14 protein-coding genes are annotated in these 14,848 nt (G+C 67.5%); 2 read left to right on the top strand and 12 right to left on the bottom strand.

Features of this window, described 5'->3' with window-relative positions; all coding sequences use genetic code 11:
* The 9 genes from A5787_RS24570 to A5787_RS27890 form a co-directional block, all read right to left on the bottom strand.
* Window positions 1-1,317: HNH endonuclease signature motif containing protein (locus tag A5787_RS24570; RefSeq protein ID WP_066971942.1), on the bottom strand; the 1,317-nt coding region annotated here is incomplete at its 3' end.
* A gap of 242 nt (window positions 1,318-1,559) precedes the next feature.
* Complete coding sequence (locus tag A5787_RS24565; RefSeq protein ID WP_066971941.1) at window positions 1,560-2,855, bottom strand: hypothetical protein; 1,296 nt, start codon at window positions 2,853-2,855, stop codon at window positions 1,560-1,562.
* Entirely contained in the window at window positions 2,852-3,616 is a 765-nt protein-coding gene (locus A5787_RS24560) for an SDR family NAD(P)-dependent oxidoreductase (RefSeq protein WP_066971940.1), read from the bottom strand. The genes A5787_RS24565 and A5787_RS24560 overlap by 4 nt, the downstream gene beginning before the upstream one ends.
* Entirely contained in the window at window positions 3,613-5,955 is a 2,343-nt protein-coding gene (locus A5787_RS24555) for a CaiB/BaiF CoA-transferase family protein (protein WP_066971937.1), read from the bottom strand. The genes A5787_RS24560 and A5787_RS24555 overlap by 4 nt, the downstream gene beginning before the upstream one ends.
* Window positions 5,956-5,974: 19 nt before the next feature.
* Window positions 5,975-6,943 (bottom strand): enoyl-CoA hydratase/isomerase family protein, encoded by a 969-nt coding sequence (locus A5787_RS24550; protein WP_066971936.1) that lies wholly within the window; start codon window positions 6,941-6,943, stop codon window positions 5,975-5,977.
* A 32-nt stretch (window positions 6,944-6,975) separates the two neighbouring features.
* Window positions 6,976-7,812, bottom strand: coding sequence for a mycofactocin-coupled SDR family oxidoreductase (locus A5787_RS24545; RefSeq protein ID WP_066971935.1), 837 nt, complete (start codon window positions 7,810-7,812; stop codon window positions 6,976-6,978).
* Entirely contained in the window at window positions 7,812-9,014 is a 1,203-nt protein-coding gene (locus A5787_RS24540; protein ID WP_066971933.1) for a cytochrome P450, read from the bottom strand. The genes A5787_RS24545 and A5787_RS24540 overlap by 1 nt, the downstream gene beginning before the upstream one ends.
* Before the next feature lie 178 nt (window positions 9,015-9,192).
* Window positions 9,193-9,876 (bottom strand): TetR/AcrR family transcriptional regulator, encoded by a 684-nt coding sequence (locus A5787_RS24535; protein WP_066971931.1) that lies wholly within the window; start codon window positions 9,874-9,876, stop codon window positions 9,193-9,195.
* Between the two features lie 71 nt (window positions 9,877-9,947).
* Window positions 9,948-10,253 (bottom strand): hypothetical protein, encoded by a 306-nt coding sequence (locus A5787_RS27890; protein ID WP_197507372.1) that lies wholly within the window; start codon window positions 10,251-10,253, stop codon window positions 9,948-9,950.
* Window positions 10,254-10,320: 67 nt separating this feature from the next.
* Here A5787_RS27890 and A5787_RS28410 point away from each other — a divergent pair, with 67 nt between their 5' ends.
* Together A5787_RS28410 and A5787_RS24520 are read left to right on the top strand one after the other, a co-directional pair.
* Window positions 10,321-10,569 carry a hypothetical protein gene (locus A5787_RS28410; RefSeq protein WP_231994151.1) on the top strand — a complete coding sequence of 83 codons (249 nt, stop codon included), beginning with the start codon at window positions 10,321-10,323 and terminating at the stop codon, window positions 10,567-10,569.
* A 1-nt stretch (window position 10,570) separates the two neighbouring features.
* Entirely contained in the window at window positions 10,571-11,383 is an 813-nt protein-coding gene (locus tag A5787_RS24520; RefSeq protein ID WP_066971925.1) for a sugar phosphate isomerase/epimerase, read from the top strand.
* 198 nt (window positions 11,384-11,581) lie between these two features.
* On the opposite strand, the gene A5787_RS24515 is transcribed toward A5787_RS24520, so the two are convergent.
* The 3 genes from A5787_RS24515 to A5787_RS24505 all read right to left on the bottom strand — a co-directional run.
* Window positions 11,582-12,580: a Gfo/Idh/MocA family protein gene (locus A5787_RS24515; RefSeq protein WP_066971922.1), complete on the bottom strand. Its 999-nt coding sequence runs from the start codon at window positions 12,578-12,580 to the stop codon at window positions 11,582-11,584.
* 39 nt (window positions 12,581-12,619) lie between these two features.
* Window positions 12,620-13,843 (bottom strand): FAD-dependent oxidoreductase, encoded by a 1,224-nt coding sequence (locus A5787_RS24510; protein WP_082977432.1) that lies wholly within the window; start codon window positions 13,841-13,843, stop codon window positions 12,620-12,622.
* Between the two features lie 24 nt (window positions 13,844-13,867).
* Window positions 13,868-14,848, bottom strand: a 981-nt coding sequence (locus A5787_RS24505; RefSeq protein WP_369829160.1) for a cytosine permease, incomplete at its 5' end; no start/stop codon positions are given.

The following is a 14,848-nucleotide window of genomic DNA, read 5'->3' as shown; positions in this document are numbered from 1 at the left end:
GTGGGAGGCGTTGGTTCTCGGTTGTCCGCGGTCGAGGTGGGGTGGGGGGATCCATTCGGTTTGGCCTTTGGTGTTGGTGCGGGTGGTCCAGCCTTGTTCGGCGAGTCGGTTGTCGGGTCCGCAGGCCAGGGTGAGGTCGTCGATGTCGGTGCGGCCGGTGGCCGCCCAGCCGCGGATGTGGTGGACCTGGCTGTGGTAGGCGGGTGCGTCGCAGCCGGGTTTGGTGCAGCCGCGATCTTTGGCGTAGAGCATGATGCGTTGCGCGGGGGAGGCGATCCGTTTGGTGCTGTAAAGCGCCAGCGAGCGGGCCTTGTCGAAGATCGCCAGGTAGTGATGCGCGTGGCCGGCCCAGCGGATGACATCCGACATCGGCACCAGGGTGCCGCCGGCGGTCAGGGCTTTGCCGGCGGCGGCCTCGAGGTCTTGCAGGGTGGTGGTCACGATGATCGATACGGGTAGCCCGTTGTGCTGGCCCAGCTGCCCGGAGGCGAACAGCCCGCGCAGCCCGGCCACAAACGCGTCGTGGTTGCGCTGGGCCTGGGAGCGGGTGTCGCGGCGTGCGGCATCCCCGTCGGGGGCGGCGTCGACGATGGGGGTTTGGTCGTCGGGGTTGCAGGCGCCGGGGGCACCCAGCTTGGCCACCAGGGCCTCGATGGCGGCCCGCAGCTCCGGGGTGATCAGCCCGCTGAGGCGCGACATGCCGTCGTGTTGCTGGGCGCCCAGGATGATGCCGCGTTGGCGGGCCCGTTCGGCGTCGCTGAACTCCCCGTCGGGATGCAGGCAGCCCATGAGGCGCTGGGCGTATTTGGCCAGCTCGTCGGGGCGAAACCCGCGGGCCTTGCCGGCCAGGTCGGCTTCGGCGTGCGCGCGGGTGAACACGTCGACCTGCGCGGGCAGCTGGGCGAAAAAGCCGCGGATCACCTTCACCTGCCCGTCGCCGATCAGGCCCTGGCGTTGCCCGGCGGCGGTCGCGGCCAACTTCGGCGCCAGCGGCTCGCCGGTCAGCGCGCGACGCTGGCCCAGGTCCTCGGCCTCATCGACGCGCCGGGCGGCCTCGGCCTTGGTGATGCGCAACCGGTCGGCCAACGCCGAACGCAGCGTGCCGCCCAACTCTGCCGTGCTGGCCTGAGCCCCGAGTTGGTTAATCAACGCGTGCCCGGGGGTGCGCAACCGGCGCGCCACGCGCTCCAGGCGCTCCAGGGCCCGTAACCGCTCCGGGGTGGTGAACACGTCGAAAGACAACGCGCACAGGCGCTCCGCATCGTGATCGAGCGCGTCGAAAACCTCGACGATCTCCTCACGACTACTCGCACCCATGCCCCAAACTCTACGAACACCCACCGACAAAACCGCCCGCGCTGTGACCAGTGAAACCACAGTGACACAAGGGAGTACGAAGATGCACGCGTACCATCCCGTAGCCGGATGGTGCGACGATTTGCTAACGAGACTCCGAATTGGGAGCGGTAGCCAAAGCGTGTACGTCACCGATCGCATGGGTTCCCGGGCGACCGGAGGCGGCCTCCCCTGGGCGGGGGATGACGCCCAGGGTTTCGTGCTCAAGCTGCCGGCGGGCTGACGGAGCCGTCCTCGGCCAGGGCCACATCGAGCAGGTCGCCGACGCCGTGCCGTTCCCAGAGGTTCAGCAGGTTGGACAGCATCTGCAGCGGCGCGCGCACGCTTTCGTCGTTCCTGATCCGCGGGTCCGTGCGGCTTTGGGGCGCTGCCGCGCCGAATCGCTTGCCAATCAACGCCGGCACGTCCAGCAACCAGGCGACGCCCATCACCGCCGCATAGAGCAGCGTGTGCCGGCGCAATCGGTCGGCGTCGAGTCGCGGCCCGCCGCAACCCTGCGCTTCCGCGACGAACAGTTCCAGCAACTCGCCGAAATGCCGGTTCCACAGCTCGGTTTCGGCGCCGGACATGGCTCCCCAAAGGGCCATGCCCATGTTCATCTGCCCAACGCATCCCCAGTCCAGCAGGCCGCAACGCAGGACGTCGTCGGCACCCCGCCAAAACCAGGCGTTGTCGATGTTGGCGTTCCAGTGGCACAGCGCGACGTAGTCGGAGTCGGCGGCCAGCTGTCGCATGACCGTGTGCTCGTGACGTACTACCCGCGGGACGTCTTCGCGTAAGCGTCCCAAGAACTCTGGCGAGCGGACGTTGGCGGGCACCAGCCCCGGCCGGGCGTCGACGAAGTGGGCGAGCTGGGCCAGGCGCCGGTCCAATCTCTCGGCGTCATGCGGTGTTCGTTCGCCCACCGTCGCGCCCTGCACGTTGAGCGGGAACTGCGCGGCCAGCCGGTCCGGCAGGGTTGCCGATCCGTGGCTGCCGGCGAGGCGGCCCAGCGCGGTCAGCAGCGCCCGGTAGTGCTCGACCGGATCGGGCAGCGCGTAGTCGAGGCATTTGTGATGCTGCAGCTCTATCCCGTTGCTGCCGAATGGGATTCGTTCGGTTATCAGGATGCCGGTTCCGCTCGGGCGGTCGTAGTCGGCGAATTGCACCGCGGGTACCGCGATGGGAAATCCGGGCACCCGCGACAGCGCGGCGAACCGGACCTCGGCCTCCATCTGGGTCTTTCCCCTGTCGCGTACCGGATCGTCGAGATCGCGGGAGAACTTGACGAACAGGTCGGTGTGCAAGCCGGGCTGCGGCCCGCCGTATTCGACCGACAGGACGACTTTGCGTCCGGTGCTGCCGCCGGCGACCTCGCGGAACGCGGTGATGCTCGTGACGGCGTTGTCGGCCGCGAGCACGCCGGACGCCCGGAACGCGTCGGTGAGAAACCGTGTCCCGGCGCCGCGTAACGCCGCCGGGTCGGCCGGGATGGCGAGGCCGAACTGCTCGCCGGTCACCAAGTCTGTTCCGCCGCACGCACCAGCATGTGGTTGACCGCCACGCGGCGGTCCCGCGTCACCATGTAGAGCACCGCGTCGGCGATGTCTTCCGGACGCAACTTGACCATGCCTGCGGTCTGCCGCTCGACCGCCGCCCGCGCCGGTTCGGCCAGATGCGCGAAGATTTCGGTGTCGACGGTGCCGGGGCTGACGACCCCGACGCGCACGCGCTTGCCGAGCATCTCCTGGCGGATGCCCTCGCTGAACGCGTTCACGCCGAATTTCGTCAACGAATAGACCGCGGTGTTCGATCGCGCCACCCAGCCGCCGGTGGATCCGATGGTGACCAGGTCGGCAACGCCGCGCGGCGAGCTGGTGGCCGCGTCGATCAGGTGCGGGAGCGCCGCGCGGGCGACATACAGGACGCCGCGCACGTTGACCGCGACCATGGCATCCCAATCCTCGATGTTCGCCTCGGTCGCGGGCCCCGAGCGCATCAGCCCGGCGTTGTTCACCACGGCGTCAAGCCGGCCCAGTTCGGCGGCGACTCGTTGCACCGCCGCCGACACCTCCGCGGCGTCGGTGACATCCGCGGCCACCACCAGCGCTGTGCCCCCAGCGGATTCGATCTCACTTTTCAGATCGGCGAGTCGGTCGGCGCGGCGGGCGAGCAGGGCCACCGCGGCACCTTCGGCGGCCAGCGCTTTCGCCGTTGCTGCTCCGATGCCGCTGCTGGCGCCGGTCACCAGCGCCACCGTGCCCGCCAGTGTCTCCGTCATGGTTGGCCTCCCGTCGGTGTTCCCGTGCCCAGGATGTCGCGCAGAACGTACTCGGTGTCCTCACCCAGGTCTGGTGCGCCGCGCTCGATCCGCGCCGGGGCGCGCGCCATCCGCCACGACGGCCCCAGTACCGGGCGCTGGCCCTCGCGGTGATCGGAGACGAAGCGGTACAACTCGCGGCCCCACAATCGTTGATCGGCAATCACGTCCGGCGCGGTGGCGCTCTTGCTGGCCGGCACTCCCGCCGCACGCAGCCGGTGCGCGAGTTCCTCGGCGTCGTGGTCGCGGGTGAGCCGCGCGAGCTGGGCGTCGAGCGCCCCGGCGTGACGGCGTCGCTCGTCCACGGTGGCGTACCGTGCGTCGTCACACAGCGCCGCGGCGCCCAGCGCGCCGCACAACCCGCGCCATTCGGCGTCGCTGGACACGGCCACCGCGACCCACGAATCGTTCGCGCAGGGGTAGCACCCGTGCGGGAACAGGTCGGGGTGCCGGTTGCCGTTGGGGCCCAGGCGTTTCCCGGTGAGGCTTTGCTCTACCAGGCAGTCCCCGATCATCGACGAGAGGGTCTCCACCGCCGACACGTCGACGAACTGGCCCGCGCCGCTGAGTTCCCGGTGCAGCAACGCCACCACGGCGGCATAGGCGGCGGCCGCGCCGACCGTGGAATCCCCATAGCGCATGCTCGTCCCGAGTGGCGGGCCGCCCGGGTAGCCGACCAACGAGGCGAGCCCGGCCAGCGCGGCGAAGCATGGCGCATAGCCGGTTTGATGGCCGAGGGGTCCGTCGTTGCCCCACATCTTGATCGACACCGAAATGATGTCCGGCTTGATGGCCGCCAGTTGTTCATAGCCCAAACCCTGACGCTCCATCGCGCCCGGCCGCAAGTTGTTGATGACGATGTCGCTGCGGGCGATCAGCTCGCGCAGCCGCGCCATGCCTTCGGTCGACTTGATATCGAGTTCCGCGCTGAGGATTTCGGGGTTGATGCTGAGGAAATAGGGGGCGTGGTTGATGTCGGCGCCGCCGTAGGCCCGCATCTCCTCGGGGGCGGTCGCCGTCTCGATCTTGATCACTTCGGCGCCGAGCATCGCCAGCAGCTTGCCTGCGTACGGGCCGGCCCATACCTTGGTGAGCTCGACGACGCGCACACCTTCCAACGGGCCCCCCCGGGGGTTTTTGGGCAGCTTGAGTTGTGGCGTCTTGACCGACAGCGGGGTGCGCGGCCCCTCGGCCCCGTCCAGGATCAAAGCGGTGTGCTGGCCGAGAGCGGGTGCGGCGGAGGCGATTCGGGCCGGCGATGCGCCAAGCGCGTACGGCACGGTGGGGTATGCCGCGTCCCCCAGCACCGGGTGGCTCACACCCTGGAAGAACCCGCGGTGGCGGTATTGCGGCAAGCGGTGCAAATCGGCGGCATGGTTGACGGGGACCAGCGGCACCCCCAGCCGCTGCGCCCGGTCCGCGGCGGCCTCCTTGTCCAGGTCCCGGACCCAGGCGGCGAACCCCTGCTGAAACGCGGCGACCTTTTCCGCCGTGACGGAGAATTCCAGCCAGTCGTCGTCGAAGGCGGCCAGCCACTCGGGATGCCCCATGAGTTCCCGCACGCCGAGCCAGTGGGCGCGACTGGTCATGTAGAGATAGACGAACCCGTCGGCGCAGGCGAAAAACGCCGCAGGACCGGCCTGGTCGTAATCGCCGCGCTGGCCCTCGGCGGGGACCTCGCCGGTGAGGAATCGGCCCAGGATGCAGTCGGCGCGGGACGCCAGCACGGCGTGCTGCGACACGTCGACGAATTCGCCGTGGCCGGTGTGCAGGCGCCGGAATAGCGATGACGCGACACACAGGGCCGCCTCGAGTCCCGCTTCGTAATCGACCAGAAACCGGCCCGGCCCCTGCAGCGGCGGCCTGCCGGGATCGGGATGACTCGGCGTGTGATAACCCCAGCCGCTGGCGTGGAACACGTTGATGCTCTTCGCATTGTCGAACTCGGTGGGCACGCCCTGGCCGAAGGGGGTGATCGAGCAGCACACCACACCGGGGTGCCGTTCGGACCAGCCGGCCGCACGGTCTTCAATCACCGCGTCCGCGGTGCCGATCAGCTTGTGCAGGCGATCGGCATCGTCCAGCACGACGGAGCGCTTGTTCGTGTTGAGGTAGGCGAACAGCGCGCTGCCTTCGCGCCCCTCGGCGAGGATCGGCGCCATGGCACGGGTGGGGCTGCCGCGTTCCGGCGCCTCGACCTTGATCACCTCGGCGCCGAAATCGGCCAGCAGCTTCCCGCAGTACTCCCCCGCGACGGTCCCGGCCAACTCGACGACCCGGATGCCCGTCAGTGCCGGCATGGGCGCCCTCTCAAAGCGGTCAGGGCTTCTTTCGGCCCGAGCGGCTGAGGCGCCATTCAGGCGGGAAATTCAGGTCGTTGTCCTTGACCACGTTGTTGAGCCCCTTCTCGAAGGTGCCCTCGGTGAGGTCGACCTCTTGCGCGTCGTTGCTGATCAGCGGCAACATGCCCTCGACCATGCCGGTGAGCAGGCTGCCGAAGTATTCGCCCTTGTGCTGTTTGTACAGCTCCAGGAACGTCTTCTGAACCGCGACCGTGTCCGTGGGGCGGGAGCGTGCACAGGCCATCGCATACTTCAGCGTCTCCTCCTCCAGCTTTTCGCGGGGCACCACGCTGTTGACGAAGCCGCAGTCGTACATCTCCTTGGCACTGAACGGCCGTCCGGTGAAAAGCATTTCGGAGAACTTCCGCAGGCCCATCGTCTCGGCCCACCACCACAGCCGTGGTCCCCAGCCCACGTAGCGGAAGGCCGGGTGTCCGAAGAGGGCGTCGTCGGAGGACACCACCAGATCCGCGTCGCCCGCCTGGTAGAAGTGCCACCCGTAGCAGTACCCCTTGGCCTCGATGATGCTGATCTTGCGCAGCTCCTGCAGCGGCCTGTTCCCGGCGCGGGCCTTGGCGTAGAAGTCGGTCACCGTGGACAGGTAGCGATACGAGCCGCCCGGCGGGTACTTGACGTCGTCGTCGTTGATCGCAAGCTCGTGCAGCAGCGGCAGGCCCGGGTTCTCCAGCATCGGCCGCTGCTCGGGCAGGTCGCCGCCGCTGCCGAAATCCTCGCCCTCGCCACGGATCACCACGACCTTGACGTCGTCGTCGACGTTGCACTTGTGGATCAGGTCGGCGTAGTTCTGCCGCATCCCCAAGGTGGTGGCGTTCTGCGCGTCGGGACGATCGAACGTGATGTAGGCGATCCGGTTCTTCTTGTCCTTCTCGAACTTGATGTACTGCTCGGCTTCCTTCTTCAACTCTTCGTAGTCGTATTCGGGCATAGGATTTTCTCCACTTCTGTTATTTGAGCATGTTATTTGAGCAAGGCACCCGCATCGACGGGCAGCGAAACGCCGGTGACATAACGGGATTCGTCCGAGGCGAGGAACAGGACGGCGTTGCTGATGTCGGCGGCTTCCACCCAGGGCACCGGCAGCGTGTGGGTCATCTGCGAGAACGGCGCGAAGTCGTCGGGTCCGGGATTCTCCAGGTCCGGGCGAAACAGGCGGAACGTCACGTCGTTCATGGTCATCGGGGTGTTGACCTGGCTCGGGTGTACCGAGTTCACCCGGATCATGTGCTGGCCCAGCTCGACGGCGAAGGCGCGCATCAGGCCGATCACGCCGTGCTTGGCGGCGATGTAGTGGCCGGTGTAAGGCATGGCCTTATGCGACCCGACCGAGCCGGTCAGCACGATGGAGCCGCCGCGCCCGCCCGCGATGATGTGCGGCACACCGGCTTTCACGGTGTGCCAGACGCCGGAGAGGTTGACGTCGATCATGTCCTGCCAGATCTTCTCGCCGATCTTGTGCAGCTTGTTGCCGAAGGTGCCGATGCCCGCGTTCGCGACGACGATGTCAAGCCGGCCGAGTTGCTGTACCCCGTCGTCCACCGCGGCCTTGAGGGCGTCGTAATCGCGCACGTCGACCTGCGCGGCCACGATTCGGCGATTCTGCGCCTTCACCAGATCCGCGGTCTCGGCGAGATCGGCCGGGGTGGAATGCGGGTAGGCCAGGTTGTCGATGGGCCCGCACACGTCGACCGCGATGATGTCGGCGCCCTCCTGCGCCAGGCGCACCGCGTGACTGCGACCCTGGCCTCGGGCGGCGCCGCTGATGAAGGCGACCTTGCCCTCGACCCGGCCCGTCATCAAGGCACCACGGTTGGCAGGGTTTCCCAGCCCCGCACCGACGACGTCGGGCTGAGCGTGGCGTTGGCCAGATCGGGCTCCCACTCCGGGAAGCGCTTGAGGATTTCTTCCAGGGCGACCCGGCCTTCCAGCCGCGCCAGCGCCGAGCCCAAGCAGAAGTGGGCGCCGACGCTGAAGGTGAGGTGCGGACGGGGTGTGCGATGGATGTTGAATTCGCCCGCGTCGGGGCCGAATTGGCGCTCGTCGCGGCAGGCCGACCCGAGGAGCATCATCATCACGCTGCCTTCTGGCACCGTGTGGTCATACAGGCTGACGTCGCGGGTCACATAGCGTGCCATGTGCGGCGCGGGCGGCTCGAAGCGCAGCAGCTCCTCGATCGCCTGCGGGATGAGCCCGGGGTTCTCGACAAGTTCACGACGCTGATCCGGGTGCTCCGCGAGCACCTTGCCCGCCCAACCGATCAGCCGTGTCGTGGTTTCGTTGCCCGCCCCGGCCACCACGTTGAGGTAGACGAGGATCTCCTCGCGCCTCAGCCGCCGCGTGGTCCCGGTCTCGTCGACAAATTCGACGTTGAGCAACTCGGTCATGATGTCGTCGGACGGATTCTCGGCGCGCCAGTCGATGTAGGCCTCGAACTGCTCGCCCACCGACAGGCCATGCTCGGCGGCGCTCATCGGCTTGCCGGGCTCCGTGCGCAGTTGTGCGTTTCCGCGATCGCGAATGTACTCCTGGTCTTCTTCGGGAATCCCGAGCAGCGCGCTGATGACCTTCATCGGCATGATCGCACCAAGATCCGTGACGAAGTCGAATCGCCCCGAACCCACCAGTGGATCCAGGAGCTGGGCGCAGAAGTCCCGAATCATGGGCTCAAGCGCGTTGATCTTGCGGGGGGTGAACATTCGCGATAACAGTTTGCGGTGCACGTCGTGGATCGGCGGGTCTTCGAAGATCAACATGCCCGAAGGGATTTCGAGATTGGCCTTGATGAGCTCGAGGATCACGCCCCGGGCCGAGCTGTAGGTGCTGTGGTCGACCAGGGCCTTGTTGACATCGGCGAACCGGCTCATCGCGTAGAAGTCGTATTCGGCGTTGTAGTAAAGCGGCGCCTCGTCCCGCAGGCGGGCGAACATCGGGTACGGGTCGACGATCAGCTCGACGTCGTACGGGTCGAAATGGACGTCGCTGTCGGTGCTCGTCGTCACGAAATCTCTCCTGCCGCTGCCATTTCCGGAATCGGTCCGGACGATTTATACATTCCGCTTAATTGCGTCGCTCCGACACGGGTGCGAGCGATAGGCCATAAAGTCTCTCTATTCTCGTAGAGAACCATATGGCGGGTGCCCTGGCAAGAGCCGGCGGGGCGAAACATGGTCTGTGCGCTCAACCCGAAGCGACCGCCCGCCGGCGGCGTGCCGGGGCGTCGCCGGTCCGGGTGAGCCGCCCCTTGCCCGAATTCTTCAGAATGCCGGTCGCGATAGCCGTCAGGATCCCGTCGAGTTGCTCGGGACTCTCGATGATGCGGTCGCCGTGGGCGAACCGCAGCAGCAGCCCGTTGATGAAGGTGAGCGTGATGTTGCTCAGATCCTCGACCACGGCCGGTTCCAGTTCTCCGCCGCGCGGCATGAGCTGCACCAGGATTTCCCGATGGAGCTTGGTGAACCCGTCCGTGGCCTGCTGCAGGATCGCGGCCAGCGCGGGGTCGCGAGTGGCCTGCATCGTCAGCTCGTACCGGGCCTTCGTCCGGGACAATTGCGGCTCGCTGCCGGCTTGGATCACCACCTGCGACAAGCGCGACGGCGATGGGTGCTGTGGGGCGGTGGAGCCGTCGTCGGCGACCGACTGCAGGGTCGCCAGGTCCAGCTCGGCCAGCCGCTCTGCCACCGCGCGCAGCAGCGCCGAGCGGGTCCGGAAGTAGAACGAGGTGGTGCCGTCCGGCACACCGGCCCGGCGGTCGACCTTGAGATGGCTCAGCCCCTTGGCCCCGTCATGGGCCAACAGGTGAATCGCCGCATCACACAGGTCGCGGCGGCGCTCGGTGGGGTTAGGTTTTCGTCGTCTGTCCATCGCGTTTCTTCAGACGGTGAGGCTACTCTATATTCGTAGTGTTCGTAAAGAGCCGGCTGCGAATCGCGCGCTCAGGCAACCGTTTCTCCGATAAATGTGTGGTGGAATGGCGTGATGGGCACCCGCAGGCTCACGATCGTGCTGTTGCTGGGCGCGGTGCTGTGTGGCTGCCACTCGACGCGACACGCGGCCCCTCCCAGCACGTCGAGCGCTTCGCCCACTGCGGCCCCTTCCACCACGCCCCCGTCGGCGGCGCCCACGGTGAACATCCAGGCGTTGCCGGTTCGGCCTGTGCAAAAGTCCCAGCCGGCACCGCCGGCCAAATGCCCCGCCACGGATCCGGGCGCACCCGCCCCGCCGGCCAGCGTTCTAGTCACCTGCGACCTCGCCAAAACCACGGTTTACACGTTGGGCCCGGAGGCGATGCGCCTTGCGCTCACGCGCGTGGACCAGCCCAAGGCGCTGACGTCGGGTTTCTATGAGGTGATCCTGACGATGGACCCGCCGTCGGCGGCGGCGTGGGCGGCATACACCGCCGCACATCTGAAAGACCACGTGGCCTTCATCCGCGACGACCTTGTCCTGGAGGCGCCGATCATCGAAGAACAGGTGACATCCGGCAAGATCGCGCTGACCACCCAAACCGCCCAGGCCGCCGACCAGTTGGCCCAGTTGGCGGGCCGGGGCGCCTGACGTGGACCGGCTCGGCGTCGGTTTCCTGTGCGGGTTCGGGCTTCCGCCAGTGGAATTCGTGAACCTCACCGCGGACCTCGGCTGTCGCTACATGTCGGCGGTGGTGCGCGGGCTGCCCTTGGTGCCGCTTGGCTACCCGCCCTTCTCGTTGAAGGACCCGAGCCTGCGACGAGAGGTGCTCGCCGCCATGGATCACCGCGGAGTGGCGATCTCGCTCGGCGACGGGTTCCTGGTCCTGCCGGACGCCGAGATGCACGCCTTCGCAACCGATCTCGACGCGCTGGCCGAGCTCGGCGTGCCCCGGATCAACGTCGTCAGCCTCGACCCCGACCTCGGCCGCACCTTCGACCAGTTCGCGATCCTGACCGAACTCGCCGCCCAACGCGGCATCCAGACCGTCGTCGAACCGGTGCCGGGCCTGACCGTGGGCGACGTGCCGACCGCGCTGGCCGCGCGGCAGCACGTGGGGCGCCCCGACTTCCGCTTGTTGATCGACACCATGCACCTGGTGCGATCCGGTTGCGGCGCGGCCGATGTCGCGGCAATCGATCCCGGCGACATCGGGTATGCGCAGCTGAACGATACGACGCTGCGGCCCCGCGCTGACAACTACATGGAGGAGGCCATGTTCGAGCGGATGGTTCCCGGCGAAGGCGAATTGCCGCTGCGCGACATCCTCGTCGAGCTTCCGTCCGACATCGTGATCGAGATCGAAGTGCCGCGGCGATCGCTTGCGCTGGAAGGCGTCAGCCCGATCGATCGCCTGCGCCCGTGCGTCGAGGCGGCGCGGCACTTGTTGTCCGAGATCTCCTGAGCCGCACCAGGCAGCCATCGGCGGGAAGGCTCGCTCTTCGATATCCCTGCCGTCCGGGCGATCCGGCTATCGGATCGTCCGCTAGGCCGAACGTCGGGAAGAGGCAATCCGAGCTCGGCCGAGCAAGTCGGGCAGCGCCGCGACTCGAATGGTGCGAAGCCACGACGGACGGGGCAGACGAAAGCCCGCACCGCAGGCTCAGCTTGGCTCGCGAAGCGGAAGGCCGGCGGAACGATAAATCGCGTCGATGACGGTCATGTTCTCGATCGCGTCCTCGGGAGTCGTCTCAAACGGCTCGCCGCGCAGCACCGCCGCGGCGAAAGCGTCGAGCTGATAGGCGTAGGAGGCGCGGCGCGGGAAGCGCTCCACGCGTTTGCCGGCCCGCGTCCGGACGCTCAACCGATTGATGAGGTGGGGCAGCACCGGATTGCGCACCCGCACCTCGCCGTGTTCGCCGACCACGCGCGCCCTGATCTCCAGCAGGCGCGACGACCACATCGAGCAGCGCACCCGGCCGGTGTGCCCGCCGGCGAACTTCAGCTCGGCGGTCATGGCCCTGTCGACCCGCGGGTCTCGCAATTTCCCCTGTGCCGAGACGACTTCCGGGGTGGAACCGCCAAAAGTGCGGACCATGTGGACGGCGTAGCACCCGGCGTCCATCGTCGCCCCGCCGGCCAGCGAGTAGTTGTAGCGGATGTCGGAGAATTTCGGCAGCGGGAAGCACAGCGCGGCCTCCACCCGCGTGAGCTCGCCGAGCTTGCCCGAGGCGATGATCTCCTCGACGCGCCGGCTCAGCGGGTGATAGCGATAGTGGAAGGCCTCCATCACCACCCGATCCGAATTCGCGGCCACTTCGGCGATTTCGCGCGCCTCGGTGGCGTTGGCGGCGAAGGGCTTTTCGCACAAGACATGCTTGCCGGCGGCCACGGCGGCCCGGGTCCACTTGCCGTGCAGCCCGTTTGGCAGCGGGATGTAGATCGCGTCGAGGTTCGGGTCGGCGATCAGTGCGTCGTAGCTGTCGTGCACGCGGGCGATGCCGTGTTTACTGGCGAAGGCCTGCGCACGCGAGGCATCGCGCGCGGCGACGGCGGCCACCTCGACCTCGCCGTTTTCCTTCGCCGGGTTGACCAGCGCCAGGGGCGCGATGTTGGCGGCGCCCAGGATCCCGAACCGGATCGGCTTTCCGTGTCCAGACACGGACCTGACGCTAGCACCCGGTCAGAGCTGCCTCGGCGCTCAGCGACGGGCGAAAGCCGGTGCGTGCTCGGGACGGACCCCGACGCCGATGAAGTACGCGGGCACCACCGACAGCCACGGCAGCCGCTCCACCAGGCCGAACAGCGCCGCCGGCGGGGTGGGGACCGCGCCGCGCAGGAGCGGCCCGAGCAGCCTGCCGGCCAGTACCCGTTGCACCGCCTGGGTCACCGCGGTGGGTACCACACGGCGCCGGCGGACGGCCGCCAGGTCGCGATCGGTGACGTCGTGCCGCTGCAGTGGCACGGCCAATTTGGTCGCTGCCGCGACGGCGTCTTGGACCGCCAGGTTGATCCCGACGCCGCCCAGTGGGGACATCGCGTGCGCGGCATCGCCGATGCACAGCAGCCCGTCAACGTGCCAGCGGTGCAACCGATTCACGTGAACGTCGAGATGCTTGACGTCGTCCATGGACGTGAGCGTCCCCAGCGACTCGCCCGCCTCCGGAATCAGCGCGCTCACGTCGCGGCGGAACGCATCGATGCCCCGCGCCCGCAGCTGGGCGTCCGTGCCTTTGGGTCCGAGATACGCGATCTGGTTGTAGCCCTCGCGTGGGATCACGCCAAGACCCTTGCCCGGCGCGAAGCGGGGCAGGAACGAGAACTCCTCATCGCCTTCGCGGGGCAACCTGAACCACCACACGTCGAAGTTCACCGGGAACTCGCGTGTCTTCAGTCCGGCCTCCCGGCGGGCGATCGACCATCGGCCATCGCAGGCCACCGTCAACTCGGCCCGCAATTCACCGGGTCCGTCGGGTCCCAGGTAGCGCACTCCGGTGACCCGGCCGCCCTCGCGCAGTAATCCGGTGACCTCGGTCCGCATCCGCAAGGTGAAGCTGGGCTCGGCTTTGGCGGCCTGGGTGAGCAGATTCAGCAGATCCCACTGCGGCACCATGGCGATGTAAGGATGCGGCTGCCCGAGGCGCCCGAGCCGCTCGAAGTCGATGTAGGTGACCGAGTGCCCATTCGCCTCGAATTTCGCCTTGCGAACCTCGCTGTAGTGCAACTCCGTGAAGCGCCCCCACAAGCCCAGCTCGTCGAGCAACCGCATGGTGGTCGGATGCACCGTGTCACCGCGAAAGTCGCGCAGGAAGTCACCGTGCTTCTCGAGCAGGGTGACCTGGACACCGGCCCGCGCGAGGAGCAGCCCGAGGACCATTCCGGCGGGGCCGCCGCCGACGATGGCGCACGTGGTCGTCTCAGCCATCAGCGCCCAAGCATACGGCGACGTTCAACCAAGGGCGGGCAGCACGTGGTCGCCCACCCGGTCGGTGGATATACACAGCGAGCAGACGTGCGCGTCGTGCGTGTGGCACGCCAGCATGTCGGGCCGCTCGTAGTCGTGATGGCAGACATGGCACTTCAACTGTTCGGCTGACGGGTTGCCGTGGTCGTCGTGCATGGGCAGGTCGATGCCGTCGTGGGTGCGCCGCAGGTAGTACTTGCCCTTCGTCACGGCCGCGAGGATGGGCGGCATCACCAGCGCCAGGACGATCGCGACCAGCGGCGAGTAGGGCCGAAGCGCCGCGCCCAGGCCACCGAAGAACGCGATGATCGACAGCCCGGCCGCCAGCAGCAGCGAACCGAAGCCAACGGGGTTGATGGCGTACAACATGCCGCGGCGGAACTCGGGCGTCTTCGGTGACAGCTTCAACAGGTATTTGTTGAAGACGATGTCGGAGGCCACCGCCACCACCCACGCCATGCCGCAGTTGGCGTAAAAACCGAGGATCGTGTTGAGAAAGTCGAACATGTTGGCTTCCATCAGAATCAACGCGATGACGAGGTTGACGCCGAGGAACACCACGCGTCCCGGATAGTGCTTCGTGACGCGGGTGAACGAATTGGTCCATGCCAGCGAGCCCGAATAGGCGTTCGTCACGTTGATCTTGATCTGGCTGATCACCACCAAGATCACGGCGAGCGTCAGCGCCTGCCAGTCGGGCATGAAGTTGCGGTATATCAGCAGGAACTGGTGGACGGGCTGGTTGGCGATCGGCGTCGAGCCCGCGACATTGGAGATCAGATAGACGGCGAGAAACAGGCCGATGACTTGTTTGGCCGCCCCGAAGACGACCCAGCCGGGGCCTGCCAGCAGCATCCAGGTCCACCAGCTCCGGGAATTGGTCGGGGTCCGGGGCGGCATGAAGCGAAGGTAGTCGACCTGTTCGGCGATCTGGGCGATCAGCGACAGGCAGACGCCGGCCGCCAA

Origin of the sequence: Mycobacterium sp. 852002-50816_SCH5313054-b, from assembly GCF_001667185.1 — a bacterium.
Classification (GTDB): Bacteria; Actinomycetota; Actinomycetes; order Mycobacteriales; family Mycobacteriaceae; genus Mycobacterium.
Note: the sequence above shows the minus strand (reverse complement) of the source record. Positions and strands in the feature narration are given on the sequence as shown.